We start from the raw sequence: 25,068 nt of genomic DNA, 5'->3' as shown, positions 1-25,068 counted from the left end.
TCAGGACCGTGCGCGTACCCCGCCGAGCCGGAACGCGATCCCATACTGAGGCGGTAACGACCCCTGCTCAAGGAGTGCCCATGCGCCTCACCGTCCAACGACTCCTCCTCGCGGTCGCGCTCGCCGTGTCCGCGATCCTCTTCGTCCCCGCTCCCGCCCAGGCCGCCTGGCCCACGATGACCATCTGCTTCTGGGCGGTCAACGACGACGGCACGTGGGAACGCGTCTGCTACACCATCGACGTGCCGGTCGCCGGCCCCCGCAAGGGCTGGCCGCGCGACTGCTGGGTGTGCGCGCCCTCCTGGAACTTCGGCGAGGACGTCGTCAACCCGGCCGAGTTCCACGAACGCCTCGGCAAGGGCCTGGCCCTGCTGTCCCAGTCGAGCCTCGAGAAGGACGAGAAGCTCGCCGCGCAGCTGCGCGATGAGGCGGTGCGGGAGTTCTACACCGCCGCCGAAGTCCTCAAGGGATCGAAGGCGCCGTTCAAGGAGTTCGCCTGGATCGAACCCGAAAGCGGCAAGGTCTTCGCCGACCCCGACCCGCATCCGTGGCAGACGGCCATCGGATCCGACCTGGAGGCCGGGATCAGCCTGATGCAGGAAGCGGTGTACGACCCCCAGCCGGTGCCGTGGATCGAGGCCGCCATGAAGCACTTCGACCAGGCGAACGCGGCCCTCGCCGAAGTCGCCGCCACCTGACGCCCGCCGGGCCGGGAGCCGGAAGGCTCCCGGCCACGCAACGTGCGATCCCTGCCGGCACCCCGACCCAGGCGCCATCAGCGAAAACGCGCCAGTGTCAGACCCGTGTGGGAGAGTCGTCCTATTTCTTCGGTTGGTCGGAGGCGGATGCGGGTGGGAAGGGGCACGCCCTACGACCCCCGCAAGCGCGAGCGAGCGATCGCGATTCAGCGCCGCGGCCGGATCGTCAGCGTCTGGTTCGCGTACCCCGCATGCCCGGCCGCGTCGTGCAGCACGCTGCTCGTCACCCCGTGCCCCGCCGCCCCGAACACCACGGTCGTGTCGAGCCCGAGCCACTCCCCGACCGGCTGCCGCAGCAGGTGGATCGTCAAGTCCACGTTCGGGAACAGCCATGCATCGATGCTCTGGCGCACGCACAGCCCGTTCGCCGTGTCCACCAGCCCGACCAGCCGCGCCAGGTCGCTCGCCGCTTCACCCTCCACAAGGTCCACTCGCGACCTGATCCAAGCCGCAGCCCGGCCCGGCTTCACCGCGCCGACCGAGCGCAGCTCGACCGAACCGATGTACCCGCCCGGCCAGACCTCCGCGAGATCCAGCGCCTCCGACTCCGCCAGCCCCGGCAGCGGCTCCACCTCGCCGCCCGCCACCGCGGCGGTGTCGAGCACGACCGAACGCCAGACCCGCGCGGCCACCGCGGCCCTGCCCGCCGACGTCACGACGGCTTCGAGCAGCTCGATCGTCCGCCCGGGCCGCACCACCGACACTGACACCTCGAACGGCTCGATCCCGAGCACCCCGAGGATGTCCACACTGATACGGCCGATCGCCATCCCGTCCGGCCCGCGCTCGGCGCAGAACCGTTCCACCTCATGCACGATCAGGCCGTTCATCGGACTGATGTGCTGCTCGCTCACCGTCCACGCCCCACCGGTCCACGCGGTCGGCCGGAAGCGCCCCTCGTCGATCCTCTCGAAATACGCCGATGCGGCCGTCATACGAGCACCCCTCCCATCACCGACGCGACCGCGTTCCGCACGGCCTCCGCGGTCGGAGGCCGACCGGTCCGGTCGGCGAACAGCAGGTGGGCGGTCCCCACGAGCATCGGCGCCAGGCCCTCAGGTTCGGCCCCGGGGTCCAGACGCCCCAGTTCGCGTTCCGCCGCAAGGTAGTCGGCGATCATCTCGACCGCGTCGGTCAGCACCGGCACCCCGGCGGGCCAGGTCTCGCGCAGGCGCGCCCGCAGTTCGTCCCGGAACGTCACGAGCGCCACGATGCCCACCGCGACGGACTCGAACACGGCGGTCAGCGCCTCGGCCAGGTTCCCGGCGACCGTGCCGGTCCCCGCAGCGTCGCGCAGCGCCGCCGCGCGCTCGTCCATGCGGTGTGCCCGGTCGAGCACGAACTGGGCGAGGAAGTCGTCGAAGTCCGCGAAGTGGCGGTGCAGCACGCCCTTCGCGGTCCCGGCCTCGTCGGTGACCGCGCGGCTGGTCAGCGCGCTCGGGCCGCCTTGCAGCAGGAGCCGGTCGGCGGCGTCGAAGAGCCGCTCCCGCGCATCGCCGATGGGCACCCCTGTGGGCATGTTCGTTCTCCTTGCAGCACCGAAGGATTGACGAGTGGGCAACCGCCCATTTATAGTGGGCGCATGGTCACTATACCGCCGCCAGACGGCGCGACACCAGTTCCCGACCTCAACGACGAGGCCGAACGGCGCTTCCGCGAGACCGAGCGCCAGCTCCGCGGCGCGGCGGGCGCCTTCGGCGCCGACGCCGAACGCTACGACCGCTCCCGGCCCGCCTACCCCGACGCCATGGTCGCGGCGATCGCCGCCGCCAGCCCGGGACCGCGCGTCCTCGACGTCGGCATCGGCACCGGCATCGCCGCCCGCCTCTTCAAAGCCCGCGGCTGCGAGGTCCTCGGCGTCGACGTCGACGACCGGATGGCCCGTCTCGCCCGCCGCAGCGGCATCCCGGTCGAGATCGCGAAGTTCGAGGACTGGGAGCCCGCGGGCCGCACCTTCGACACCGTCATCTCTGCCCAGACCTGGCACTGGGTCGATCCGGCGGCGGGGACCGCCAAGGCTGCGGAGGCTCTGGCACCTGACGGCCGGATCGCGCTGTGCTGGAACGTCTTCCAGCCGCCGCCCAAGGTCGCCGAGGCGTTCGCGGAGGTCTCGCGCGGGATCCTCCCCGACTCGGTCCCCGACGTCTGGAAGCGCCCCGCCATGGAGGGCTACGCGATGCTCGCCCGGCGCGCCGAGGACGGCATCCGCTCCTCGGGGCGCTTCACCGATCCGGAGCAGTGGCGGTTCGACTGGCAGCGGACCTACACGACCGCCGAATGGCTCGACCAGCTCCCGACCTCCGGCGGCTTCTCCCGCATCCCGCAGGACCAGGTCGACCGCATCCTCGCGAGGACCGGCGCCGCCGTCGACGCCCTCGGAGGCGGGTTCGTCATGCCGTACTCCGCAATGGTCGTCACGGCGGTCAGGACCGGCCCGCGCTGACGCGGACCTCGGCCGCTTCGGCCGGCTCCCGCTGTCGCGCTGCGGGTTCGGTGGCGACGGCGACGGCCGCGCCGAGCCAGAGGATCTCGATGAGGGTGCGCTGGAGGAGCGGGTCGGGGGCGGCGCCGTTGAACTCGACGCCGTTGAGCGCCGCGTAGATGTTCGCCGGGAACATCGCGAGCATGAGCAGGACCAGGCAGACCGCCGCAGCACGCTTGAAGGGGCGCACCCACAGGCCGATCGCGCCGGCCAGTTCGAGCACGCCGGTGACCGCGACGAGGACTGCAGGCCACGGCAGGCCGGGCGGCACCATCGCGATCATGCTCTCCCGGAAGCCGGGCACGAAGTGGACCACGCCCGTGGTGATGAACAGCGCGGTGAGCCCGCCGCGCATCGCGGGACGCCAGGCGTCGAACCGCTCGAACTTGAGGCGGCCCAGCAGCCGGAGGACCAGCGTCGTCGACACGAACGCGATCAAGGGTTCCATGACAATCTCCTTCAAGATGTAGACATTGTCAAGATAGCCGCTGTGCACCGATCTTGTCAATGGAAAGATCGGTGCACAGCGCTTGTTTCGCTTACGGCGATCAGACGAGCTCGGGGTAGATCACGCTCGGGTCGGCACTGAGGAGCGGCTTGAAGTCGGCCGTGACCTTGTCCGCGAGGACTTCCAGAGCGCCCGACTCGATGCCGTCGAGCCCGGCCCGCGCGATGTCCGCAGGGTCGGCCTTCAGCGCTTCGATCCCGGCGAGCATGTCGGTGTCGACCCCGCCCACGTGCAGTCCGGTCACCCGGGTGCCCTGTGCGGCGAGTTCGAGGCGGACGCCGTTGGTGAGGCTCCACGACGCGGCTTTCGCTGCGGCGTAAGCGTGTCCGAGCCCGGGCGAGCGCCAGGACAAGACCGAGAGGATGTTCAGGATTGCGCCGCCGCCGTTGGCGCCCAGGGCGGGCGCGAAGGCGCGCACCATGTTCAGGGTCCCGAAGAAGTTCGTCTCGAACTCCTGGCGGATCAAGGCCGGATCGCCGGTCACCAGGTTCGCGAACGTCGCCACACCCGCGTTGTTGATCAGGACGGTGACATCGGAAGCGGCCGCCGCGGCGGCCGCGGCCGACGCCGGATCGGTGATGTCGAGCCGGAGCGGTTCGACGCCGGGGAGGTCGACCGACTCGGGGTTGCGGGCCGCGGCGTAGACCTTCGCGGCCCCGCGTTCGAGCGCCTGAGCAGCGAAGTGGCGGCCCATGCCGCGGTTGGCGCCGGTGACGAGGACTACGGATCCGTTGAGCTTCATGAGGTCTCCCAGGTGGATTGGACTCCCGCCGCGTTCGCGCGGGTGTCGATCGGTGGAACGCGACCTACGCTAAAACCTGACGTTGACGTCAGAGGCAAACAGTTGTGTCCGAGCCCACAGGGAGTGCGCATGAGGATCGGGGATCTCGCGAAGGCGACCGGGGCGAGCGTGCGGGCGCTGCGGTACTACGAGGAGCAGGGGCTGCTCGAGTCCGAACGGAGCGCGAGCGGCCAGCGCGTGTACGCCGAGCACGCGGTCGACCGGGTGCTGTGGATCAGGCACCTGCTTTCGGCCCGCCTGCCGAGCCGGACGATCCTGAAGCTGAAGCCGTGCAACGACAGCGGCGACATCACCGCTGAGGAGCGGGCATTGGTGGCCGCCGAGCGCGCGAAGGTCGACGAGCAGATCAGGAGCCTGACCGCCGTGCGCGACCGGCTCGACGCGATGATGGACTACGGGATCGCCGACGAGCGGACCTGCGTGCACGTCGACCGGGTCGAGGTCCGCGAGGCCCCCGACCCGGTTCTTCGATGAAGGGGGCCTACGGGGTCCGGTTCACCGTGATGTCGAAGCGCTCCAGGACGCCGACCTTCACGTACGCGCCCTCGTCGTCGATGTAGTAGAGCGACATGGAGTCCTCGATCTCGTACTGCTGGTTCACCGGCGGGAACTCCTCGGCGCATCCGCACTCGACCGGTTCGAGCACGAACGGGTCCGACACGAGCGTCACCACCGGCTCGCCGCCGCTCTCGGCGGCGACGGCTTCGAGGCCGGGCAGCGGCTCGGGCAGCTTGTAGACGTCGAAGCCCACGCCCGTGGGGAAGTCGAGCGTCGGGGCCGGGCCGTGCTTGCCTTCGACCGGCCCGCCGGGGCCGATCATCGCGTCGACGTGCCCGAAGTGGCCGGGCGAGGACGCGCGCTTGTGCAGGAACATGTTGTCGGCCTCGGCGTAGTCCTCGGCGACGAGCGCGAGGTCCATGGTGCCCTTGAGCGCGCCGGTCCGGTAGACCGTGTGCTCGTCGGAGAGGCTGATCTGCGCGCCCATCCCGGTGACCTGGACCTGCTCCCACTGGATCTCCGGTGTGCTCTCGGCGGGCGAGGCGACCGCGGCTGCGGCCGTCATGAGGACCGCGAGCGGCCCGGCGGCCGCGGCCAGCGCGACGCGGCGCCCGCGCGGTGCGGCGGGGCTCGGACGTTCGGACTCGGTGGGTTCCATGGTGCTCCTGTTCGTGCTCTGCCGGTTCCTTCCGGCATCTGGCCGGCGACCGGCGCCGCGCGAGGTCGCTTGGCGCCGTTCGCGTTTCCGGAGGGGACTCTAGGATTCGCGGGGCCGGGACGCCCCGGATTCGGGGGAAACGCCCCGCCGGCCGCGCGTGTGTGCAACCGGGTTCCCCGCGGGCCCGGTCGTGGATACTGGGCGTCATGCGCGCCGGTCGTCTCGTCTCGATGCTGCTCCTGCTGCAACAGCGCGGGGGCATGACCGCCGAGGCTCTGGCCAGGGAGCTCGGCGTCTCGGTCCGCACGGTGTACCGCGACGCGGAGGCCCTTGCCGCCGCGGGGATCCCGATCTACGGCGAGAGCGGTCACGACGGCGGCTACCGGCTCCTTGACGGATATCGGACAAAGCTGACGGGCCTGACGGAGGGCGAGGCGGAGGCGCTGGCGCTGTCCGGGGTCCCGGCGGCGGCGACCGATCTGGGGTTGCAGACGGAGCTGGCCGCGCTCGAGCTCAAGCTCTCGGCGGCGATGCCGAAGGCGCAGCGGGAGCGCGCTGAGGAGGCGAAGCGGCTGTTCCATCTCGACGTGGTGGGCTGGTTCAGGCGGGCCGAGCCGGTGCCGTTCCTGGCGCTGGTCGCGAACGCCGCGTGGGAGCGGCGGCGGCTGCAGGTGCGGTATTCGCGCTGGGCCGAGCCGAAGGAGGTCGAGCGGGAGCTGTGCCCGCTGGGCCTGGTCCTCAAGAGCGGCCAGTGGTATCTGGTCGCGACGGCGGAGGACGGTCCGGCGCGCATGTACAAGGTCACGAACCTGTTGGCGGCCAAGAAGACCGAGGCGACGTTCGACCGGCCGGAGGATTTCGACCTGGCGGCGTGGTGGTCGCGGCAGCTGGAGGATTTCGACGCCCGCCGCTACCGGGGCGAGGCGCTGGTGCGGTTCTCCCCGGAGTCGGTCGCGAAGGCGCCGGACAACCTGGACGCCGACTCGGTGGCGGCCATCGGCGAAGGGACCCTCGACTCGGACGGCTGGACGGTCGCGACCGTCCCGATCGAGACCCACGCCCACGCAGCGGGTGAGTTCCTGCGCCTGGGCGGCCTCGAGGTCCTCGAACCGGCGTCCCTGCGCTCGCTCATGCGAGCCCTCGCCCTCGAAGCGGCCGACCTCCACGCCTGACCAGACCCGCCGCCGCATTCGCCCTGCCCCGCAAGGTCACCGCCGTCGCCGCGAACGCCACCGCGCTCACGGCTCCGAGCACGTAGAACCCGTACCGGATGTGCGTCGTGTCGGCGACCCAGGCCACTACCACGGTCATCGCCGCCGACATGCCCAGGCCCACCGCGTTGATCGCGCCGAACATCCGCCCGGCCCGCCGCTCCGGCACCGCCGCGAGCAGCAGCGACCGCATGCCTACCCTCGACAGTCCGATGAGGAACGCCGCGGGCGGAATGCAGATCAGCAGCGCCGCCAGGTGTACCGGGAACACGAACGAGAACAGCGCGCACCCGAAGCCGCCGACCAGCGCCGTGCGCAACTCCCCGAAGCGCCGGCTCACCCTGGGGTAGAACGCGGCCGCGACGCAGAAGCCGAGTCCCGCCAGCGCGTCGACGAGCCCGTAGACCCCCGCGCCCCGCCCGAAGCCCTCGTAGACGAGCACGATCAGGGTCGTGTTGCTGACCATCGTCATGACCTGGCACATCGCGTAGAGGAACCCGAGCCGCAGGAGCGGTGCGCCGCCCGCGGCCGCCGGTTCGCCGTCCGGTTCGGCGGCGGCCGCCGCGCGGGGCGCTCGGCGCAGGGCCCACATCGCGAGGGCCGAGGCGAGGAACGTCGCGCCGTTGAACATGAACAGCGGTGTGGTGCCGACGAAGTGGATGAGGAACCCGCCGATGGAGGCGGCGAGCAGGGTGCCGAGTTGCAGTGCCATCTCGTAGTGGGCGCTGAAACGGGCGACGCGCGCCGGGTGGACGCGTTCTTTGATGAGCGCGTTGCTCGCGGGCATGAACAGGGCCGCGAGGAGCGAGAGGGCGAACGCGGTCCCGTAGGCGACGATGCCGGGGTCGCCGCCCGCGAGCATCCAGAAGGGCAGGACGAGTGCGGCGGCGGCGCTGACGAGGTCGGCGATGAGGCAGAGCGTGCGGCGGTCGAAGCGGTCGGCGACGGTGCCGAACCAGAGCGAGAGCAGCGCGGGCGGGACCGAGACGGCGATGAAGAGCCAGCCGACGGCGAGCGCGCTCTGCCCGGTGGTGAAGACGAGGACGGCGGCGGCGACGAGCTGGATGCCGTTGCCGAGGCTGGTGATGAACGTGGCGGGCAGCAGGAGCCGTTCGGCGCGCCCCGGCGGCGGGAGGGCGCGGGCGGTGTCCGAGCGGGGAGGGGCGGGTGGCGCGGCGGCGGTCATCGAAGCCGGTGCGGGTTCGTCCTCGCGGGCGGTGATCGTCATGGGTGGAAGTGTGCGGGGTATTCACTGACATCTCGTGTCAGTGAAGTTCCGTGGCATCGGTCACAAGCCCGCGGAGACGCGGCGGCGCCCGGCCGGAGGTCCGACCGGGCGCCGCAACGCGGGTGCTACTGCTGCTTGATGCGGACCATGTTGCCCGCGGGGTCGCGGAAGGCGCAGTCGCGGATGCCGTACGGCTGGTCGGTGGGCTCCTGGACGACCTCGGCGGTCTCCTGGAGCTTCGCGAAGACCCCGTCGAGGTCGGAGGTCGAGAGGTTGATGGAGGCGTAGGTGCCCTTGGCCATCATCTCGGCGATCGTCGCGCGCTCCTCGTCGGTGATGCCGGGGTCGGCCGCCGGCGGGTGCAGCACGATCGACACGTCGGGCTGCCCGACGGGCCCGACGGTGATCCACCGCATCCCCTCGTAGCCGACGTCGTTGCGGACTTCGAAGCCGAGCACGTCCCGGTAGAACTCGAGGGCGGCTTCAGGGTCGTTCTGCGGCAGATATGCCTGGTAGATGTTGATGTCCATGCCGCCAAGCCTATTTCGTGGCGCCGCCGGGCGCTTCTCGATTCCTGATCGGTCGGGAGATCTGCTTCGAGACGCACGCGGGGATGCCCTCGGTCGCGTCGGCGGCCTTCTCCTTGTAGACGCTCGGGGGCATGCCGACGAGTTCGGTGAACCGCGTGCTGAACGTGCCGAGCGAGGAGGAGCCGACCGCGAAGCACACCTCGGTGACGCTCAGCTCCCCGATGCGCAGCAGCGCCATCGCGCGTTCGATGCGGCGGGTCATGAGGTAGGAGTAGACCGATTCGCCGTACGCGGCCTTGAACTCGCGGCTGAGGTGCCCGGCCGACATGTGGACGCCGTGGGCGAGGGCCTCGACGTTGAGCGGCTCGGTGTACTCGCGGTCGATGCGGTCGCGGACGCGGCGCAGGAGGGCGAGGTCGCGCAGGCGCTGTTCGGAGGTCGGTCGGCTGGTCACCAGGACAGTGTGCCACCGCGGCCGAGCCCCGGCCAAACCGTGGAACGCGGAACGCCCGCGGCGGGGGCCGCGGGCGTTCCGAAAGTGAGGTCAGGCCCCCACGTAGTCGGCGAGGTGCCGGGCCGTCAGGGTCGAGCGGTCGGCGACGAGGTCGGCGGGCGTGCCCTCGAAGACGATCTTCCCGCCGTCGTGGCCCGCGCCGGGGCCGAGGTCGATGATCCAGTCGGCGTGGGCCATCACGGCCTGGTGGTGCTCGATGACGATCACGGTCTTGCCGGAGTCGACGAGCCGGTCGAGCAGGCCGAGCAGGTTGTCGACGTCGGCGAGGTGGAGGCCGGTGGTCGGCTCGTCGAGGACGAGCACGCCGCCCTTCTCCCCCATGTGGGTCGCGAGCTTGAGGCGCTGGCGCTCGCCGCCGGAGAGGGTGGTGAGCGGCTGGCCGAGGGTGAGGTAGCCGAGGCCGACGTCGGCGAGGCGGTCGAGGATCTTGTGCGCGGCGGGGGTCTTGGCGTCGCCGTCGGCGAAGAACGCCTCCGCTTCGGCGACGGACATGCCGAGGACTTCGCTGATGTCCTTGCCGCCCAGGCGGTATTCGAGGACGGCCGCCTGGAACCGCTTCCCGCCGCATTCCTCGCAAGTGGACTCGACGGTGTCCATGATGCCGAGGTCGGTGTAGATGACGCCCGCGCCCTTGCAGGTCGGGCAGGCGCCTTCGGAGTTGGCGCTGAACAGGGCGGGCTTGACGCCGTTGGCCTTCGCGAACGCCTTGCGGATCGGGTCGAGCAGCCCGGTGTAGGTGGCGGGGTTGCTGCGGCGGGAGCCGCGGATCGCGCCCTGGTCGATCGTCACGACGCCCTCGCGCGGGGAGACCGAGCCGTGGATGAGGGAGCTCTTGCCCGAACCGGCGACGCCGGTGACGACGGTGAGCACGCCTTCGGGGATGTCGACGTCCACGTCCAGGAGGTTGTTGGCGGTCGCGCCGCGCACTTCGAGCTGCCCGGCGGCCTCGCGGACCTTGTCCTTGAGGTGGACGCGGTCGTCGAGGTGGCGGCCGGTCACGGTGTCGCTCTTGCGGAGTCCGGCCACGGTGCCCTCGTAGCAGATGGTGCCGCCGCCGGCGCCCGCGCCGGGGCCGAGGTCGACCACGTGGTCGGCGATGGCGATGGCCTCGGGCTTGTGCTCGACGACGAGGACCGTGTTGCCCTTGTCCCGCAGCTGGAGCAGCAGGTCGTTCATGCGCTCGATGTCGTGCGGGTGGAGGCCGATCGTGGGCTCGTCGAAGACGTACGTGACGTCGGTGAGCGAGGAGCCGAGGTGGCGGATCATCTTGGTGCGCTGCGACTCGCCGCCCGAGAGCGTGCCGGTGGGCCGCTCGAGCGAGAGGTAGCCCAGGCCGATGTCGGTGAAGGAGTCGAGCAGGTGCTGGAGCCCGGCGAGGAGCGGCGCGACCGTGGGCTCGTCGAGCTCGGCGACCCATTCGCGCAGGTCGCTGATCTGCATCGCGCACAGGTCGGCGATGTTCTTGCCCTTGATCTTCGAGGAGCGCGCCTCGGGCGCGAGCCGGGTGCCCTCGCAGTCGGGGCAGGTCTGGAACACGACCGCCCGCTCCACGAACGCCCGGACGTGCGGCTGGAGCGCGTCGATGTCCTTGGATAGCATCGACTTCTGGATCTTGGGGATCAGGCCCTCGTAGGTGAGGTTGATGCCCTCGACCTTGATCTTGGTGGGCTCCTTGTAGAGCAGGTCGTGCAGCTGCTTCTTGGTGAACTTCCCGATCGGCTTGTCCATCGGGATCCCCGCGCCGGTGAAGATGCGCCCGTACCATCCGTCCATGCTGTAGCCGGGCACCTTGAGCGCGCCCTCGCTGAGCGCCAGCGTGTCGTCGTACAGCGCGGACAGGTCGAAGTCGGAGACCGAGCCGCGGCCCTCGCAGCGCGGGCACATGCCGCCGAGCTGGTTGAAGCTGGCCTTCTCGGCGATGGTCTTGCCGCCGCGCTCGACGGTGATCGCGCCGCTGGCCGACACCGACGGGACGTTGAACGAGTACGCGTTCGGCGAGCCGATGTGCGGGACGCCGAGGCGGCTGAAGAGGATGCGCAGCATCGCGTTCGCGTCGGTGGCGGTGCCGACGGTGGAGCGGGGGTTCGCGCCCATCCGCTCCTGGTCGACGATGATCGCCGTGGTGAGCCCTTCGAGGCGGTCGACCTCGGGCCGGGACATCGAGGGCATGAAGCCCTGCACGAACGTCGAGTACGTCTCGTTGATGAGCCGCTGCGACTCGGCCGCGATCGTGCTGAACACGAGCGAGCTCTTGCCCGAGCCGGACACGCCCGTGAACACGGTCAGGCGGCGCTTCGGCAGCTCGACGCTGACGTCCTTCAGGTTGTTCTCGCGGGCGCCCAGCACGCGGATCGTGTCGTGGCTGTCGGCGGTGCGAGGATCGGAGGGCTTCACGGCTTTGCTCATGAACGCAACTCTAGAGGCGGGGTCCGACGCCCGCTTCTCGAATCCTGATCGGTCCGCGCCCAGGCCCGCGACCTGCGGGTCAGTTGCCTTCGAGGTAGGCGAGGACGGCGAGGACGCGGCGGTTGTCGTCCTCGGACTGCCCGAGTCCGAGCTTGCGGAACACGTTCGCCGAGTGCTTGCCGACGGCCTTCTCGGTGATGAACAGGCTCGCGGCGATCGCGGCGTTCGTGCGGCCCTCGGCCATAAGGCCCAGGACCTCCAGCTCGCGCGGGGTGAGCGCGTCGAGCCGGTTCTGCTGCTTCCCGAGCAGGCGCGCGACGACCTCCGGGTCCATCGCGGTGCCCCCGGCGGCGACGCGGCGCAGCGCCTCGATGAACTCGGCGACGTTCGAGACCCGGTCCTTCAGCAGGTAGCCGACCCCGCCGCGCCGGTCGCCCAGGAGCTCCCGGGCGTACAGCTGCTCGACGTACTGGGAGAGCACGAGGATCGGCAGCGCCGGGATGTGGCGCCGCGCCTCGATCGCGGCCCGCAGGCCCTCGTCGGTGAACGTCGGCGGGAGCCGGATGTCGACGACGGCCACGTCCGGCCGGTGCTCGAGCAGGGCCGCCGCGAGCGCGGGCCCGTTGTCGACCGCTTCGACCACGTGGAAGTCGTGGGCCTCGAGCATGCGGGTCAGGCCGTCGCGCAGGAGCGAGTGGTCTTCGGCGAGGACGACGTCCATCTTGCACCCCTTGTGGTTCAGCTCTGATTCGGCCTGGGCGCATTATGGGCGCTGCCGGGGTCGGCCGGTGCGGCGGGGATCGTCATCGTGACCACGGTGGGGCCGCCCTCGGGGCTGTCGATGCTGACGGTGCCGTCGAACGCGGCCAGGCGGCGGCGCACGCCGTCGAGCCCGCCTCCGGCCGAGAACGACGCGCCGCCGATCCCGTCGTCGCGGACCTCGATGACCACCCGCTGCGGCTCCCGGTTCACCACGACCTGCACCTGCGACGCCTCGGCGTGCTTGGTGATGTTCGTGAGCACCTCGTTCGTCGCGAAGTACGCGGCGGCCTCCAGCGGCGCGGGCAGCTTGTCCACCAGGCGGTCCACGACCGACACCGGGAGCGGGTGGTCGAGCGCCATCGCCTGGAGCGCGCCAGTGAGGCCGCGGTCGGCGAGCACCGGCGGGTGGATGCCCCGCACGAGCTGCCGGATCTCCTCCAGCGCGTCCGAGCACGCCTGCCGGGCCTCCCCGACGAGCGCCGCCGCCTGGTCGGGCCGGCCCTGCGTCAACAGCTCCTCGGCCATCCCGAGGGTCAGGCTCAGCGCGGCGATGCGCGCCTGCGCGCCGTCGTGCAGGTCCCGCTCGATCCGGCGCAGCTCCGCCGCCGCGTGGTCGGCCGTCTGGTCGCGCGACTGCCGCAGCTCCGAGACCCGCTCGGTCAGCAGCGCCTTCGCGGTCGGCCCGAGCAGCAGCACGCCCAGGTGCGAGTACCAGCGCAGGAACAGCTCGCCCCAGCGCCACCACGCGACGCCGCACGCCAGCGCGAACGGCACCAGCATGAGCGTCTTCGCTGGCGTGTCGAAGTCGTAGAACCCGAAGTCGTTGACGAACGGGCTCGGCACGGAGTGGAAGACCGTGACCAGCAGCAGCGGCTGCACCAGGTAGTAGACGGCGATGCCGAACACGACGAGGTACAGCAGGTTCACGAGGAACCCGAGGGTCGCGTCGATCGCGAGCCAGGCGACGTCGCGCCAGGTCGCGGCCTCGCGCACGAGCAGCAGCGCCTGCTGGTCGAGCCGGGTCCGCTTCGGCCGCGGCCGGTACGGGACGGGGATGTGGACGCCGAGCTGCTCGCCGATGATGCGCCGCTGGGAGTTCGCCCAGACGCGGATGGCGAGGAAGACCGCGACGGCGACGGGGATGCCGATCCAGAAGACGACGAGGACGCCGGTGACGATGGCCGCGGCCAGGAGCGCCGCGGCGACGAGCGTCAGGCTGAACCGCAGGACCGACCAGCCTGGGAGGGCCAGTCGCCGCGTGATGGGATTGGCCGGTATCGACATGGTGCGGCAAGAGTACCCGCTGCGTTTCCGGCTCAGGCGCCACTGCCTGCGGCTCGACCTGCGCGGGCGGGCCGCTCGCTAGGCTGGGGCCTGCTTTTCGATTCCGGCCGAGGAGGACTGGTATGGGCGAGGGGACGTGGGCGCTGGTCACGGGCGCTTCCGCGGGGCTCGGCGCGGCCTTCGCGCGGCAGCTGGCCGCGCGCGGGCACCACCTGGTCCTCGTGGCGCGGTCGGAGTCGAGGCTCGAGGCGCTGGCGGCCCGGCTGCGGGACGAGCACGGCGTGCGGGTGCGGGTCGCGGTGCAGGACCTGGCGGTGCCGGGGGCGGCCGAGCGGCTCGCCGAGACCGTCACCGCGGCCGGTATCGAGGTCGAGGTGCTGGTCAACAACGCGGGGATCGGCACGTTCGGGCGGGACGCGGAGATCGGCGCGGACTACAACCGGGACGTGGCGATGGTGAACGTCGTCGCGGTGGCCGACCTCGTGCAGCGGTTCCTGCCTGGAATGGTCGCGCGAGGCTCGGGCGCGGTCGTGAACGTCGCGTCGATGGCGGGCTTCCAGCCGCAGCCGTACATGGCGCTGTACGCGGCGACGAAGGCGTTCGTCGTGAACTACAGCCTGGGCCTGTGGGTCGAGACGAGGGGCTCGGGCGTGCGGGTCCTGGCGGTGTGCCCGGGGCCGGTGGACACCGACTTCCCGATCGCCAACGGCATCAAGTACGACGAGCGGCGGCTGGGCTGGCTGCTGGCCGACCCGGAGGCGATCGTGCGGCAGTCGCTGCGCGCGCTCGACCGCGACAAGGGGTACGTGGTCCCGGACTGGAAGAACTGGCCCGAGGCGCACCTGCTGCCGCGCCGCCCGCGGCGGCTCATGACCCGCCTCATCGGCCTGGTCCTGCGCCGCTTCGCGGACTACCAGCGCCGCTGATCCCCACCCTCCACCCCCCACCCACCACTAGAGGGGAGAAGACTGTAGGCCCAGCTTCCCTCCCGGGTACGACAAGAACCGGGGCGCGCGGCCGCCATGTCACCCGAAAGAGTGCGCCTCAGTCGGCGACGCGGGCGATCGAGAGGCCGTCGTAGCCCTTGACGCCCACGGTCTGCATGACGGTGCCGTCAAGACGCGGGTCGGCCGCGACCTTCTCCAGATAGGACCTGACGCCCTGCACGTTCGGGTCCCGGCTGAGCCCGTCCGCGACCGCGCCGCCGCGCACCACGTTGTCGGCCACGATGAGCCCGCCGGGCCGGGTGAGCTTGAGCGACCAGTCGAGGTAGTCGGGGTAGCCGCCCTTGTCGGCGTCGATGAAGACCATGTCGAACGGCTCCGAGCCCTCGGCCGCGAGCTTCGGCAGGCTCTCGGAGGCCGCGCCGACTCGGATCTCGACGACGCCGACGAGCCCGGCGCGGGCGACGTTGGCGCTGGCGACCTCGGCGTGCCTGGGGCTGTACTCGAGGCTGACGAGGTGGCCGTCCTTGGGGAGGGCCCGCGCCATCCAGATCGCGCTGTAGCCGCCGAGCGTGCCGATCTCGAGGACCCGCTTGGCACCGAGGGTCTTCGCGAGGAGGTACAGGAGCTTGCCCTGGGCGGGCGACACCGAGATCGGCGGCAGTCCGGCCCGCTGGGCCGCTTCGGTGGCCCCGGCGAGGACCTCGTCCTCGCCGACGAGCAGCGACGAGAGGAACCCGTCGACTTCGGTCCATTGCGCCTGGCCCATGGTTCGCCCCTTCCGAGTCCGAGAACGTCGGTCAAACGCTATCACCGCCGCCCCGCCCGATTCACGCCGATAAATTGGCGGTTTCGCAACCGAGTCGTAACGCCGTTTTGCGACTGCTCGGACTGGGGGTCGGGAATAGTACCGCTAAAGAGTGAAGGACGTTGTTGTAATTACGACATAGAACGATGATTGACAGTGGTCTTTTGTCAGAATTTGCCCCCTTATCAGGGGAACGCGCCGGTCTCGGTCTTGCGGATCGTCGTACGGCGCAACGGCTTGAATGATAGACCTGAATCACGACTTGTTCGCGGCCGAAGTTCCGGACCTCCGGTGCGGCGGCGGATTGGAATGACGGCCGGCTTCGGGGGGAGCCGGTCGCACACTGGGGGGTAACGCTATGAGCATGGCACGATCGGCGACAGTCGATATCGGCACCACCATGCGGCTCGTCGCACCCGACTTCGCGACGGTGAGTGTGCGCGCGAGCCTGCGCTACGACCCGGACGACCCTTACGCCGTCTGCGTCATGTTCCACCCCGACGGCACCGACGCCGACCAGGTCGCCTGGTCCTTCTCGCGGGAGCTGCTCGCGAAGGGCCTGGAGGAGCCCACGGGGATCGGCGACGTCAGGGTGTGGCCCTGGACCACCCCGCGGGGCGAGTCGGTCGCGCTGGCGCTCTCCTCGCCCGACGGGAACGCGCTCTTCGAGATCAACCGGGGGGTCGTGCAGCGGTTCCTCCGCCGGGCGTACAGCCTGGTGCCGCGCGGCCGCGAGTCCGGCTACGTCGACATGGACTCGACCCTCACGAAACTCCTGGCCGGAGGCGTCTGACGCCGACAGCCATACCAGCGAGCGGAAGGGCGGACCGGGATTCCCGGTCCGCCCTTCCGCGTCCTACGGCGCTCATTCGGGGTGGTTCCCGGCGGGCCCGCCGATGAGGAACGGCGCGGCGACCCCCTCGTAGGCGACGTGCGCGACCAGGCCCTCGGCGGCGTGCGGCAGGTTGTGGCAGTGGTCCATCCAGAGCCCGGGGTTGTCCGCGACGAAGGCGATCTCGTAGGTCTCGCCGTCGCGCACTTCGAGCGAGTCGACCCACCAGGGGCTGCCGGTGGCCTCGATGCCGTTGCGCGAGAGGACGACCGCGTGGTGGCCGTGCAGGTGCATCGGGTGGGCCTCGCCGCTGTCGTTGGCGACGCGCATGACGACGACCTCCCCGTAGGCGACGGTGAACACCGGCACGTCCGGGACGAGCTCCCCGTTCACGGTCCACCAGAACCCCGGCTTCCCGTCGAGGAACCCGGGGCGGCGGTCGATGCCGTACTCGAAGACGCGGTCCGCCGCATCGGGATCGAACCCGATGTCCGCTTTCGATCCATAGTGGAGCAGATCGAGCACGTCCTCAGGCTGTTCCGAGGGCTCCGCCGGGCCGTCGCCGACGACGAGCGCGGCCGAGGCGCTCAGGTTGACGCGCACGCCCCCGCTCGCGGGCATCGTGAACACGAGGTCGACCCGGCCGCCCGCGGCCACTTCGACTGCGGTGCCGGCGATCTCGTCGGGCCCTTCGAGGTCGGTGCCGTCGACGGCGGCGACGCGGAACGGCGCGCCGTCGACCCACACGGGCATCACCCCGAAGTCGGTGTTGACGACCCGGACGCGGACCGTGTCGCCGGGCGAGGCGGCCGCCGCGTCCTGCCCGTCGCGGCCGTTCACGGTGCGCCGCCCGTCGTAGACGTGCACGAGCGCCAGCGCGTCGGCATCCGCGCCGGAGCCTCCGGCCGGGACGACGACGAGCGGGCCGAGGAGGCCGCCGAGGACCTGTTCGTGCGAGACCTGGTGGGAGTGGTACCAGAAGGTCCCGGCCTGGTCGGCGAAGAACCGGTAGGTGAAGGTCTCGCCCGGGGCGACGGCGTCCTGGGTGACGCCCGCGGCGCCGTCCATCGCGCCGGGCACGTCGACGCCGTGCCAGTGGAGCGTGATGCCCTCGGCGATGTCGCTGTTGACGAGGACGACCTCGACGAGCTGGCCCTGCTCGGCGCGGATCTCGGGGCCGGGCGAGGCGCCGTTGAGGGTGTAGCCGTCGACCTCGCGTCCGGTGGCGAGGGTGAACCGCTGCCGCTCGGCGGTGAGCTCGACCCGCACGTCGGCGGCTTCGAAGTCGGGGACGGTGAGCTTGTCGACGGGGATGTCGTCGTCGCTCCCCGCGTCGGCGTGGCCGTCGGTGTGCGCGACCGAGTACGACTCCGGCAGCAGGCTGGCCTGCCAGAGCCAGGCGATCGGCGCGAAGACCGCGACGGCCGCCGCGACGGCGGCGAGGGTCTTGGCGCGTCGGCTAAAGCGCATCCCCGGCCGCCGCGGCGGGCATCGGCTCCGGCCCCGGCTTCTTGGCGCGGTACCCGGCCATGAACGCGCTGCCGTAGACGGCGAAGGCGACCAGGCCGTGGAGGAACCCGAAGATCGCGGCCTCGTGGCCGAAGATGCCGAGGGTGACCTGGACGGCGACCCACGCGAGCACGAGGACGGCGAAGAGGACGCCGCCCTTGACCTTGGCGAAGAACGAGACGATGAGGAGGATCAGGGCGAGGGCCGGGAGGACCATCATGCCGTTGATCCCGTGGAACATGAAGCCGATCGCCTCGTCGAACGGCGGCTCCTCGCTCTCCATGACGGCCGAGTCGAGGACGCCCCCGTCCTGGACCCAGATGCCGAGTCCGGCCACGGCGTAGGCCATGAACGCGGCCTGCAGCGCGACCTCGGCGGCGATGACGTAGGCGAGGATGCGGTAGAAGACTCTCATGCGGCTGCCCTCCTGACGGGTCCACGAAAAATCCACTCCCAAGAGTGATGATAAGCACACGAAGAGTGTTCGTTTCCGTGAAAGCAGGAGCCGCGCCCCGAATACGGGACGCGGCTCGGAGTCCAGGCTCGCCGAGGGCGTCAGGAGCGCAGGAGCGCCGCCGTCTGCGCGGCGATCTCGCCCTCTTCGTTCGTGGGGATCACCATGACCGTGATCGGCGACTGCGGCGTCGAGATGACCGGCCCGCCCGCCGCGTTCGCGGCCTCGTCCAGGTGCACGCCCAGCGCCACCAGCGAGCCGAGCGCGCCCGCGCGCACCTCGGCGCTGTTCTCCCCCACTCCGGCGGTGAACGCGATCGCGTCCGCCCCGCCGAGCGCGGCGATATAGGACCCGATGTACTTGCGGATCCGGTAGCAGTAGATCTCCAGGGCGACCTGCGCCGACCGGTCGCCCGACGCCGCGGCCGCCTCGACGGCGCGCATGTCGATCTGGCCGGTCAGGGCGAGCATCCCCGACTCCTTGTTCAGCGCCGCGTCCAGGTCCTCGAACGAGGCGCCCGTGCGGCGGTGCATGTGGAACACGATCGCCGGGTCGATGTCGCCCGAACGCGTGCCCATGACCAGGCCCTCGAGCGGCGTGAGCCCCATCGACGTGTCGATCGAGCGGCCCCGCTCCACGGCCGAGACCGACGCGCCGTTGCCCAGGTGGGCGACGATCACGTTGACCTCCTTGGGACTCTTGCCGAGCAGCTCGGCGGCCTTGCGGGACACGTACGCGTGCGAGGTGCCGTGGAAGCCGTACCGGCGCACCCCGTGCTCCTCGCGCCACGCGCCCGGGACGGCGTACAGGTGCGCCCGCTCGGGCACCGTGGCGTGGAACGCCGTGTCGAACACCGCGACCTGCGGCAGCTTCGGGAAGAGCTTGCGCGCCACCCGGATGCCCTCGAGATTCGCCGGGTTGTGCAGCGGCGCGAGCGCCGACAGCTCCTCGATGGCCCGCTCGGCCTCGTCGTCCACGACCACCGGCTGCACGAACTGCTCGCCGCCGTGCACCACCCGGTGCGCCACAGCGATGAGCCCGGCCCCCGACAGCGGGGTGCCGTGCTCCTCGAACGCCGCGACCATGGCCTCCAGGCCCGCCGCGTGGTCGGCCAGGTGCGCGGTCGTCTGGTGCTTCCCGCCCCCGTGCTTGTGGGTGAGAATCGACTCCGGCTGCCCGATGCGCTCGATCACGCCCGAGGTCGAGGCCTCCAGGGTCTCGCCGTCGACCAGCTGGTACTTGATCGACGAGGACCCGGAGTTGATCACCAGGACCGGTGCGCTCATGGCGTTCCTTTCTCGCGCGCGGGCCCGCGCGGACGCGGGCCCCCCAGGGCTCAGGCGGGCTGGCTCGCCTGGATGGCGGTCAGCGCGACGGTGTTGACGATGTCGGGCACGGTCGCGCCCCGCGACAGGTCGTTGACGGGCTTGCGCAGGCCCTGGAGCACCGGGCCCACCGCGATCGCACCGGCGGATCGCTGCACGGCCTTGTACAGGTTGTTGCCGGTGTTCAGGTCGGGGACGATGAAGACCGTGGCCTTCCCCGCCACTTGGGAGTCCGGCAGCTTCGTGCCGGCGACGCCGGCGTCGGCGGCGGCGTCGTACTGGATGGGACCCTCCACCGGGAGGCCCGGCCTGCGGGACCGGACGATCTCGGTTGCCGCCCGGACCTTGTCCACGGCCTCGCCGTGACCGGACGTGCCGGTGGAATAGGACAGCAGCGCCACGCGCGGTTCCACCCCGAACTCGATGGCGGTGTCAGCAGAGGATAGCGCGATGTCGGCCAGCTGCTCGGCATCGGGGTTCGGGTTGACCGCGCAGTCCCCGTAGACGAGCACCCGGTCCTCCAGGCACATGAAGAACACCGAGGAGACCACGGCCACTTCGGGTTTGGTCTTGATGATCTCGAACGACGGCCGGATCGTGTGGGCCGTCGTGTGCACCGCGCCCGAGACCATGCCGTCGGCCATGCCCGTGTGGACCATCATCGTGCCGAAGTAGGAGACGTCGGCGACCGTGTCGTACGCCTGCTCCACCGTGACGCCCTTGTGGGCCCGCAGCTGCGCGTACTCCTTCGCGAACCGCTCGCGGATCTCGTGGTCGCCCGGGTTGAGGATCGCGGCGCCGTTGATGTCGACGCCCAGTTGCGCCGCCTGCGAACGGATCTCGGACTCCTCGCCGAGGAGCGTCAGGCGGGCCACGTCGCGGCGCATGAGGATCTCGGCGGCCTTGAGGATGCGCGGCTCGGCACCCTCGGGCAGCACGATGTGCTTGTCGAGGGCCTTCGCGCGGCCGATCATCGCGTGCTCGAACATGACCGGCGTGACCACCGTGGGCTTCGCCAGCGCGAGCCGGTCGAGCAGGTCGTCGCCGTCCACTCCGGCCGCGAAGTCCTCCAGGGCCCGGGTGATCTTGCGCTGGCCGCCCGCGGCGAGCGAGCCGGAGACGTCGCCGACGAGGTTGGCCATGTCGAAGGTGTCGTGCTGCACCAGGGCGATCGGCAGGCGCGAGTCGAGTCCGGCGACGATGTCGAGGATCTGCGGCTCGGGCCGGATGCCGCCGGTGAGGAACACGGCCGAGAGGCTCGGCGTGCCTTCGGCCTGGTGGGCGGCGAGGAGTCCGAGGAGGACTTCGGAGCGGTCGCCGGGGAGGATCACGGCCTTGTCGTCCGCGAGGCGGGTGAGGAGGTTCGGAAGGGTCATCGCCGCGACGACGACGTCCCCGACGGTGCGGGTGAAGACGTCGGGGTCGCCGGAGATGAGGGTCGCGTCGGCGGCCTCGATGAGCTCGCCCACGGTGGGCGCCACGACGACCGGGTCCTCGGCGATGACGCCGGTGCCGGGGTGCGCGGCCTTGACGAGGTCCGCGTCGGCGGGGTCGACGCGGTTGACGACGGTGCCGAGGACCGTGGCGTGGTCGGCCTCCGCCTGGGCGGTGCCGAAGCGGAGGGCGGCGGCGATGTCGGCGGGGGTCTTGCGGTACCCGGTGACGACGAGGAGCATCGGCGCGGCGAGGTTCACGGCGATGCGGACGTTGTAGGTGAACTCGACGGGGGCGCCCACATCGGAGTAGTCGGAGCCGACGACGAGGACGACGTCGTGCGCGTCGGCGAGCGCGTGGTAGCGCTCGACGATCTGGGTGAGGGCGGCGTCCGCGTCGTTGCGGACGTCGGAGTAGGTGACGCCGACCGAGGCCTCGTAGGGGCTGGGCAGGCGGTACTGGTCGCGGAGGAGGGTGATGACCGGGTCGCCCTGGGGAGCCGGATCGGTCTGCAGTCCGGTCGGGGCGGCGGGCGACGGGCGGGCGTGCTCGTCGCGGACGACGGGGCGGAACACGGCTACGGAGCCGGCGCGCCGGGTGAGCAGGTCCATGACGCCGACCGCTACGGCGGACTTGCCGCTGCCGGGGTCGAGACTGGCGAGGTAGAGACTTTGAGCCACGGCTCCAACGCTATCCACCCCGTGCGACCCGCGCAGCGGATCTGCGCGGCGGCTCACCTGTGAGCTTGGGCCCGCCGCCGGTGGCGACGGGCCCGTCGTCTCAGGCGGCGAAGCCGTCCTCGGGGACCGGCTGGGGCGGCGGGGTGCCGACGTAGCGTGCGCGGGGGCGGATGATCTTGGAGTCGCGGGCCTGCTCGAGGATGTTCGCGCTCCAGCCGACGACGCGGCTGGTCGTGAACGTGGGCGTGAACATCGTGCGCGGCACGCCCGCGAGCTCCATCACCACGCCCGCGTAGAACTCGACGTTCGTGTAGAGCTTGCGCCCGGGCTTGACCTCGGCGAGGATCTCGACGACCCGCCGCTCCACGGTCTTGGCGAAGTCCACGATGTCGCCGTCGAGGCCGTCGGCGACGTCCCGCAGGTGCACCGAGCGCGGGTCGTCGGTCTTGTAGACGGCGTGGCCGAAGCCCATGATGCGCCGCCCGGCCTCCAGCTCGCCGCGGATCCACGCGTCGATGTTCTCGGGCCCGCCGATCGCGTCCAGCGCGTCGAGCGCGCGGGCGGGCGCGCCGCCGTGCAGCGGCCCCGACAGCGCGCCGACCGCGCCCACCAGGGCCGCGCCGAGATCGGCCTCTGTGGAGGCGATGACGCGGGCGGTGAACGTGGAGGCGTTGAAGCCGTGGTCGATCGTGAGGATGAGGTACTGCTCGACGGCGCGCGCGTTGGCCTCGGAGGGCTCCTCGCCGGTCATCATGTACAGGTAGTTCGCGGCGTAGCCGAGGTCCTCGCGCGGGTCGAGCGGTTCGAGTCCCTGGCCGATGCGCCACATGGCGGTGAGGATCGTCGGCGTGACGGCGCACGCGAACAGGGCGTCGTCGGCGCGGGCGGCCTCGTCGATGTCGAGCACGGGCTGCATGGGACGGGACGCGCACGCCGCCGAGAGCGCGGTGCGCAGCCCGTCGAGCGGCGTGGAGCCCTTGAGCAGGGGCAGGAGCTCGCGCAGCTCGGGCGTGAGCGTCCGGTAGGGGGCGACCTGGGCCCGGAACGAGGCGAGCTGCGGGCGGGTGGGCAGCGCGGCGTGGGTCATGAGGTACCAGACCTGCTCGAACGAGCAGCGCTTGGCGAGCTCGACGGCGTTGTACTGGCGGTAGTGGTAGAAGCCCTCCTCGCCGCGCACGTCGCCGATCTCGGTGTCGGCGACGATGACACGGTCCAGGCCTTTGGGGACTTCGATGAATTCGGTCATTGGCTTCTCCTCGTCCGGCACGCCTGTGGGCCGCCTGGTGACGCTTGCTGTCGCGATCGCCGCTCCGGTTCGCTTGCCAGCCTACGGGATTTCACGCGGCGCGGACCCGAACGTCCGACCGGTGCCGCGGGTCACCGCGCAGGCGGCGGCGGGCCCGTGGCGGCCGCGCCTTAGAGTGGACCTCCAGCCCGACAGCAGCGCCGACCCCGCCCGCCGCCGGATTCCGTCTCCCCATGGCCCGCAGGCGATCGCGCGACAGGACACCCCGAACGAGGATTTGCCCGTGGACTCCGGAACGCTCATCGCCGGCCGCTACCGTCTCGACCGCGTCATCGCCTCCGGCGGCATGGGAGCGGTGTGGCGGGCCGAGGACGAGCGGCTGGACCGCACCGTCGCCGTGAAGGTCCTGCACGCGGGCCTCGACGGCGCGCAGCGCCCGAAGGACCGGTTCGAGCGGGAGGCGAAGACCCTGGCGAGCCTGAAGGGCCCGGGGTGCGTGGAGGTCTACGACTTCGGCGAGGAGCCCGACGGGGACCGCACGGTCGTGTACCTGGTGATGGAGCTCGTCGACGGCGTCTCGCTCGCGGAGCTGCTGCACCGGGAGGAGCGGCTCGACCCGGCCCGGACGATGCGGATCATGGCGGAGGCGGCCGAGGCGCTCGCGGCCGCGCACCGGCGCGGCATCGTCCACCGCGACATCAAGCCCGGCAACATCCTCATCGACGCCGACGACCGCGTGAAGGTGGTCGACTTCGGGATCTCCCTGTTCGCGAACCGTTCCCGGCTCACCCCGAGCGACCAGGTGCTGGGGACGGCGCCGTACGTCTCGCCGGAGCAGTTGCGCGACAAGGGCGTCACGGGCGCGTCGGACCTGTACTCGCTCGGTGCGGTGGCCTACGAGTGCCTGACCGGGACGCCGCCGTTCGACGCGGACGACCCGGCGGCGGTCATCCACGGGCACCTGTACTCCGAGCCTCCCGCGCTGCCGGCCGACGTGCCCGCCGAGGTCGCCGGGATCGTCTCCCGGTCGCTCCTGAAGTCCCCTGAGGAGCGCTGGGAGTCCGGCGACGTCCTCGCGGCGGCCGCCCGCGCGGCGACCACGGGGCAGCACCCGGTCGAGACGCCCCCGGCCGCCGGGTCCTCGATGGAGGCCCGCACCGCGGACGTCCCGGCCGCCGCCCGCGCGCCGTTCCTGCCCGCCGCGGAGCCGCCGGTGACGCCGCCCTCCCAGCCCGCGATCGCCGGGCCGTCCGAGAAGGATCCGCGCAAACGCCGTCGCATGGTGCTCGTCGGCGTCGCGGCCGTGCTGGTGCTGACCGTGATCGCGGTCCTGGCGTTCAACCCGTTCGCGGGCGACGGCAAGGTCGCCGGAGAGGACGACGGCACGTCCCCTGCGGGCGCTGCCTCCTCCGAGGACCCGGGTTCGGCTGCGGCCCAGGAGCCTTCGGCCTCGGGCGGCGCGACGACCACCGATCCGTCAGCGGAGACGACCGGGGAAAGCGAGGCCACGGGCGAGGCCGGTGACGGCGGCTCCCAGGACGACGGCTCAACGGGCGGCGGCGAGACCGGCGGCGGAGGCGACGAGGACACCGGCGGTGACGACACCGTCAAGGAGGGCAGCGGCGAGGTGCCCGACGTGACGGGCCAGACCACGTTCGACGCCCGCGACCAGCTGAACGGCGAGGGGTTCTCGAACGTCGTCGCCGCGGTCGGCTACTACTACATCACTCCTGAGCCCGCGCACTGCACGGTGATCCAGCAGAGCCCGACGGCGGGCGAGACCGCCGACTACGGCGAACAGATCACTGTGTACTTCCACGAGCGCACGGCCGAGGGCACGAGCTGCTCGTGGTGACAGGGGGCGCGGCCGGGCCGGGACGGCGCACGGGTTGACCGGCCGGGCCGCAGACTGAATGATTGAATGAGGCGACTAGGACGACGGGATAGGGATCAACGTGGACGAAGGCATCAGCGCCGCTCCGGGCGTAGTGGTCGGGGTACTGCTCATCATCGCGGCGATCATGTGGTTCTCCCCCGGCGCCCGCCACAAGTTCCGCAAGGCCACGCTCTGGCTGGTCATCGCGGCGGTCGCGATGATCATCATCTTCGAGCTCCTCAAGGGCACTCAGACGACCTAGACGTCTGCCCGCTGCCACGCCCGGTCGAAGTTTCGGCCGGGCGTTTTCGCTGCTCTC

General features: G+C 71.2%; 25 protein-coding genes. 8 read left to right on the top strand and 17 right to left on the bottom strand.

Annotation, left to right across the window (positions count from 1 at the left end; all coding sequences use genetic code 11):
* Positions 1-80 precede the first annotated feature (80 nt).
* A complete protein-coding gene (locus ACGGCP_RS11000) occupies positions 81-698 on the top strand; it encodes a hypothetical protein (RefSeq protein WP_392964193.1) in 618 nt (205 codons plus the stop codon).
* Positions 699-904: 206 nt separating this feature from the next.
* On the opposite strand, the gene ACGGCP_RS10995 is transcribed toward ACGGCP_RS11000, so the two are convergent.
* On the bottom strand, positions 905-1,693 hold the full coding sequence (locus tag ACGGCP_RS10995) for a thioesterase family protein (protein ID WP_392964191.1): 789 nt from the start codon (positions 1,691-1,693) through the stop codon (positions 905-907).
* Positions 1,690-2,277 (bottom strand): TetR/AcrR family transcriptional regulator, encoded by a 588-nt coding sequence (locus ACGGCP_RS10990; protein WP_392964189.1) that lies wholly within the window; start codon positions 2,275-2,277, stop codon positions 1,690-1,692. The genes ACGGCP_RS10995 and ACGGCP_RS10990 overlap by 4 nt, the downstream gene beginning before the upstream one ends.
* Positions 2,278-2,340: 63 nt before the next feature.
* On the opposite strand from ACGGCP_RS10990, the gene ACGGCP_RS10985 reads away from it, so the two are divergent.
* Positions 2,341-3,201, top strand: coding sequence for a class I SAM-dependent methyltransferase (locus ACGGCP_RS10985; protein WP_392964187.1), 861 nt, complete (start codon positions 2,341-2,343; stop codon positions 3,199-3,201).
* On the opposite strand, the gene ACGGCP_RS10980 is transcribed toward ACGGCP_RS10985, so the two are convergent.
* Positions 3,182-3,688 (bottom strand): DoxX family membrane protein, encoded by a 507-nt coding sequence (locus ACGGCP_RS10980; protein ID WP_392964184.1) that lies wholly within the window; start codon positions 3,686-3,688, stop codon positions 3,182-3,184. The genes ACGGCP_RS10985 and ACGGCP_RS10980 overlap by 20 nt on opposite strands.
* Before the next feature lie 100 nt (positions 3,689-3,788).
* Positions 3,789-4,490: an SDR family oxidoreductase gene (locus ACGGCP_RS10975; protein ID WP_392964181.1), complete on the bottom strand. Its 702-nt coding sequence runs from the start codon at positions 4,488-4,490 to the stop codon at positions 3,789-3,791.
* Positions 4,491-4,619: 129 nt separating this feature from the next.
* Here ACGGCP_RS10975 and ACGGCP_RS10970 point away from each other — a divergent pair, with 129 nt between their 5' ends.
* Complete coding sequence (locus ACGGCP_RS10970) at positions 4,620-5,024, top strand: MerR family transcriptional regulator (protein WP_392964179.1); 405 nt, start codon at positions 4,620-4,622, stop codon at positions 5,022-5,024.
* 7 nt (positions 5,025-5,031) lie between these two features.
* Here the strand turns inward: ACGGCP_RS10970 and ACGGCP_RS10965 are convergent, their stop codons facing one another.
* Positions 5,032-5,706 carry a hypothetical protein gene (locus ACGGCP_RS10965; RefSeq protein WP_392964176.1) on the bottom strand — a complete coding sequence of 225 codons (675 nt, stop codon included), beginning with the start codon at positions 5,704-5,706 and terminating at the stop codon, positions 5,032-5,034.
* Positions 5,707-5,912: 206 nt separating this feature from the next.
* Here ACGGCP_RS10965 and ACGGCP_RS10960 point away from each other — a divergent pair, with 206 nt between their 5' ends.
* Positions 5,913-6,878 carry a helix-turn-helix transcriptional regulator gene (locus ACGGCP_RS10960; protein ID WP_392964173.1) on the top strand — a complete coding sequence of 322 codons (966 nt, stop codon included), beginning with the start codon at positions 5,913-5,915 and terminating at the stop codon, positions 6,876-6,878.
* Here ACGGCP_RS10960 and ACGGCP_RS10955 read toward each other — a convergent pair.
* The 6 genes from ACGGCP_RS10955 to ACGGCP_RS10930 form a co-directional block, all read right to left on the bottom strand.
* The gene (locus ACGGCP_RS10955) at positions 6,835-8,145 is read right to left on the bottom strand and encodes an MFS transporter (RefSeq protein WP_392964171.1); all 1,311 of its coding nucleotides are present in this window, start codon (positions 8,143-8,145) and stop codon (positions 6,835-6,837) included. The genes ACGGCP_RS10960 and ACGGCP_RS10955 overlap by 44 nt on opposite strands.
* A 125-nt stretch (positions 8,146-8,270) precedes the next feature.
* Positions 8,271-8,675: a VOC family protein gene (locus ACGGCP_RS10950; protein WP_392964169.1), complete on the bottom strand. Its 405-nt coding sequence runs from the start codon at positions 8,673-8,675 to the stop codon at positions 8,271-8,273.
* Between the two features lie 10 nt (positions 8,676-8,685).
* On the bottom strand, positions 8,686-9,129 hold the full coding sequence (locus ACGGCP_RS10945; RefSeq protein ID WP_392964166.1) for a helix-turn-helix transcriptional regulator: 444 nt from the start codon (positions 9,127-9,129) through the stop codon (positions 8,686-8,688).
* A 90-nt stretch (positions 9,130-9,219) separates the two neighbouring features.
* Positions 9,220-11,595 (bottom strand): ATP-binding cassette domain-containing protein, encoded by a 2,376-nt coding sequence (locus ACGGCP_RS10940; protein WP_392964164.1) that lies wholly within the window; start codon positions 11,593-11,595, stop codon positions 9,220-9,222.
* Between the two features lie 79 nt (positions 11,596-11,674).
* Positions 11,675-12,316 carry a LuxR C-terminal-related transcriptional regulator gene (locus tag ACGGCP_RS10935; protein WP_392964161.1) on the bottom strand — a complete coding sequence of 214 codons (642 nt, stop codon included), beginning with the start codon at positions 12,314-12,316 and terminating at the stop codon, positions 11,675-11,677.
* A gap of 17 nt (positions 12,317-12,333) precedes the next feature.
* On the bottom strand, positions 12,334-13,641 hold the full coding sequence (locus ACGGCP_RS10930) for a sensor histidine kinase (RefSeq protein ID WP_392964158.1): 1,308 nt from the start codon (positions 13,639-13,641) through the stop codon (positions 12,334-12,336).
* A 122-nt stretch (positions 13,642-13,763) separates the two neighbouring features.
* On the opposite strand from ACGGCP_RS10930, the gene ACGGCP_RS10925 reads away from it, so the two are divergent.
* Positions 13,764-14,567 carry an SDR family NAD(P)-dependent oxidoreductase gene (locus tag ACGGCP_RS10925; RefSeq protein WP_392964156.1) on the top strand — a complete coding sequence of 268 codons (804 nt, stop codon included), beginning with the start codon at positions 13,764-13,766 and terminating at the stop codon, positions 14,565-14,567.
* 118 nt (positions 14,568-14,685) lie between these two features.
* On the opposite strand, the gene ACGGCP_RS10920 is transcribed toward ACGGCP_RS10925, so the two are convergent.
* Positions 14,686-15,354: an O-methyltransferase gene (locus ACGGCP_RS10920; protein ID WP_392964154.1), complete on the bottom strand. Its 669-nt coding sequence runs from the start codon at positions 15,352-15,354 to the stop codon at positions 14,686-14,688.
* A 397-nt stretch (positions 15,355-15,751) separates the two neighbouring features.
* On the opposite strand from ACGGCP_RS10920, the gene ACGGCP_RS10915 reads away from it, so the two are divergent.
* A complete protein-coding gene (locus ACGGCP_RS10915) occupies positions 15,752-16,186 on the top strand; it encodes an SsgA family sporulation/cell division regulator (RefSeq protein WP_125246281.1) in 435 nt (144 codons plus the stop codon).
* A gap of 72 nt (positions 16,187-16,258) precedes the next feature.
* Here the strand turns inward: ACGGCP_RS10915 and ACGGCP_RS10910 are convergent, their stop codons facing one another.
* The 5 genes from ACGGCP_RS10910 to ACGGCP_RS10890 form a co-directional block, all read right to left on the bottom strand.
* Positions 16,259-17,695 carry a multicopper oxidase family protein gene (locus ACGGCP_RS10910; protein ID WP_392964150.1) on the bottom strand — a complete coding sequence of 479 codons (1,437 nt, stop codon included), beginning with the start codon at positions 17,693-17,695 and terminating at the stop codon, positions 16,259-16,261.
* Entirely contained in the window at positions 17,685-18,149 is a 465-nt protein-coding gene (locus ACGGCP_RS10905) for a hypothetical protein (protein ID WP_392964148.1), read from the bottom strand. Before ACGGCP_RS10905 ends, ACGGCP_RS10910 begins: the two co-directional genes overlap by 11 nt.
* A gap of 140 nt (positions 18,150-18,289) precedes the next feature.
* Positions 18,290-19,474, bottom strand: coding sequence for an acetate/propionate family kinase (locus tag ACGGCP_RS10900; protein WP_392964145.1), 1,185 nt, complete (start codon positions 19,472-19,474; stop codon positions 18,290-18,292).
* 50 nt (positions 19,475-19,524) lie between these two features.
* Positions 19,525-21,627 (bottom strand): phosphate acetyltransferase, encoded by a 2,103-nt coding sequence (pta, locus tag ACGGCP_RS10895; protein ID WP_392964142.1) that lies wholly within the window; start codon positions 21,625-21,627, stop codon positions 19,525-19,527.
* 100 nt (positions 21,628-21,727) lie between these two features.
* Positions 21,728-22,873 (bottom strand): citrate/2-methylcitrate synthase, encoded by a 1,146-nt coding sequence (locus tag ACGGCP_RS10890; protein ID WP_392964139.1) that lies wholly within the window; start codon positions 22,871-22,873, stop codon positions 21,728-21,730.
* A gap of 283 nt (positions 22,874-23,156) precedes the next feature.
* Between ACGGCP_RS10890 and ACGGCP_RS10885 the strand changes: the two genes are divergently transcribed.
* Together ACGGCP_RS10885 and ACGGCP_RS10880 are read left to right on the top strand one after the other, a co-directional pair.
* Positions 23,157-24,728, top strand: a complete 1,572-nt coding sequence (locus tag ACGGCP_RS10885) for a protein kinase (RefSeq protein ID WP_392964136.1) — start codon at positions 23,157-23,159, stop codon at positions 24,726-24,728.
* A 100-nt stretch (positions 24,729-24,828) separates the two neighbouring features.
* Entirely contained in the window at positions 24,829-25,011 is a 183-nt protein-coding gene (locus ACGGCP_RS10880; protein WP_392964134.1) for a hypothetical protein, read from the top strand.
* Positions 25,012-25,068 lie beyond the last annotated feature (57 nt).

The organism is Glycomyces sp. NPDC048151 (genome assembly GCF_043202775.1).
Taxonomy (GTDB): domain Bacteria; phylum Actinomycetota; class Actinomycetes; order Mycobacteriales; family Micromonosporaceae; genus Glycomyces.
Note: the sequence above shows the minus strand (reverse complement) of the source record. Positions and strands in the feature narration are given on the sequence as shown.

Excerpts from the sequence above, each read along its gene's own strand:
- ACGGCP_RS11000 (WP_392964193.1), top strand. The coding sequence starts at position 81 with ATGCGCCTCACCGTCCAACGACTCCTCCTCGCGGTCGCGCTCGCCGTG.
- ACGGCP_RS10995 (WP_392964191.1), bottom strand. The coding sequence starts at position 1,693 with ATGACGGCCGCATCGGCGTATTTCGAGAGGATCGACGAGGGGCGCTTC.
- ACGGCP_RS10990 (WP_392964189.1), bottom strand. The coding sequence starts at position 2,277 with ATGCCCACAGGGGTGCCCATCGGCGATGCGCGGGAGCGGCTCTTCGAC.
- ACGGCP_RS10985 (WP_392964187.1), top strand. The coding sequence starts at position 2,341 with ATGGTCACTATACCGCCGCCAGACGGCGCGACACCAGTTCCCGACCTC.
- ACGGCP_RS10980 (WP_392964184.1), bottom strand. The coding sequence starts at position 3,688 with ATGGAACCCTTGATCGCGTTCGTGTCGACGACGCTGGTCCTCCGGCTG.
- ACGGCP_RS10975 (WP_392964181.1), bottom strand. The coding sequence starts at position 4,490 with ATGAAGCTCAACGGATCCGTAGTCCTCGTCACCGGCGCCAACCGCGGC.
- ACGGCP_RS10970 (WP_392964179.1), top strand. The coding sequence starts at position 4,620 with ATGAGGATCGGGGATCTCGCGAAGGCGACCGGGGCGAGCGTGCGGGCG.
- ACGGCP_RS10965 (WP_392964176.1), bottom strand. The coding sequence starts at position 5,706 with ATGGAACCCACCGAGTCCGAACGTCCGAGCCCCGCCGCACCGCGCGGG.
- ACGGCP_RS10960 (WP_392964173.1), top strand. The coding sequence starts at position 5,913 with ATGCGCGCCGGTCGTCTCGTCTCGATGCTGCTCCTGCTGCAACAGCGC.
- ACGGCP_RS10955 (WP_392964171.1), bottom strand. The coding sequence starts at position 8,145 with ATGACGATCACCGCCCGCGAGGACGAACCCGCACCGGCTTCGATGACC.
- ACGGCP_RS10950 (WP_392964169.1), bottom strand. The coding sequence starts at position 8,675 with ATGGACATCAACATCTACCAGGCATATCTGCCGCAGAACGACCCTGAA.
- ACGGCP_RS10940 (WP_392964164.1), bottom strand. The coding sequence starts at position 11,595 with ATGAGCAAAGCCGTGAAGCCCTCCGATCCTCGCACCGCCGACAGCCAC.
- ACGGCP_RS10935 (WP_392964161.1), bottom strand. The coding sequence starts at position 12,316 with ATGGACGTCGTCCTCGCCGAAGACCACTCGCTCCTGCGCGACGGCCTG.
- ACGGCP_RS10930 (WP_392964158.1), bottom strand. The coding sequence starts at position 13,641 with ATGTCGATACCGGCCAATCCCATCACGCGGCGACTGGCCCTCCCAGGC.
- ACGGCP_RS10925 (WP_392964156.1), top strand. The coding sequence starts at position 13,764 with ATGGGCGAGGGGACGTGGGCGCTGGTCACGGGCGCTTCCGCGGGGCTC.
- ACGGCP_RS10920 (WP_392964154.1), bottom strand. The coding sequence starts at position 15,354 with ATGGGCCAGGCGCAATGGACCGAAGTCGACGGGTTCCTCTCGTCGCTG.
- ACGGCP_RS10915 (WP_125246281.1), top strand. The coding sequence starts at position 15,752 with ATGAGCATGGCACGATCGGCGACAGTCGATATCGGCACCACCATGCGG.
- ACGGCP_RS10910 (WP_392964150.1), bottom strand. The coding sequence starts at position 17,695 with ATGCGCTTTAGCCGACGCGCCAAGACCCTCGCCGCCGTCGCGGCGGCC.
- ACGGCP_RS10905 (WP_392964148.1), bottom strand. The coding sequence starts at position 18,149 with ATGAGAGTCTTCTACCGCATCCTCGCCTACGTCATCGCCGCCGAGGTC.
- ACGGCP_RS10900 (WP_392964145.1), bottom strand. The coding sequence starts at position 19,474 with ATGAGCGCACCGGTCCTGGTGATCAACTCCGGGTCCTCGTCGATCAAG.
- ACGGCP_RS10890 (WP_392964139.1), bottom strand. The coding sequence starts at position 22,873 with ATGACCGAATTCATCGAAGTCCCCAAAGGCCTGGACCGTGTCATCGTC.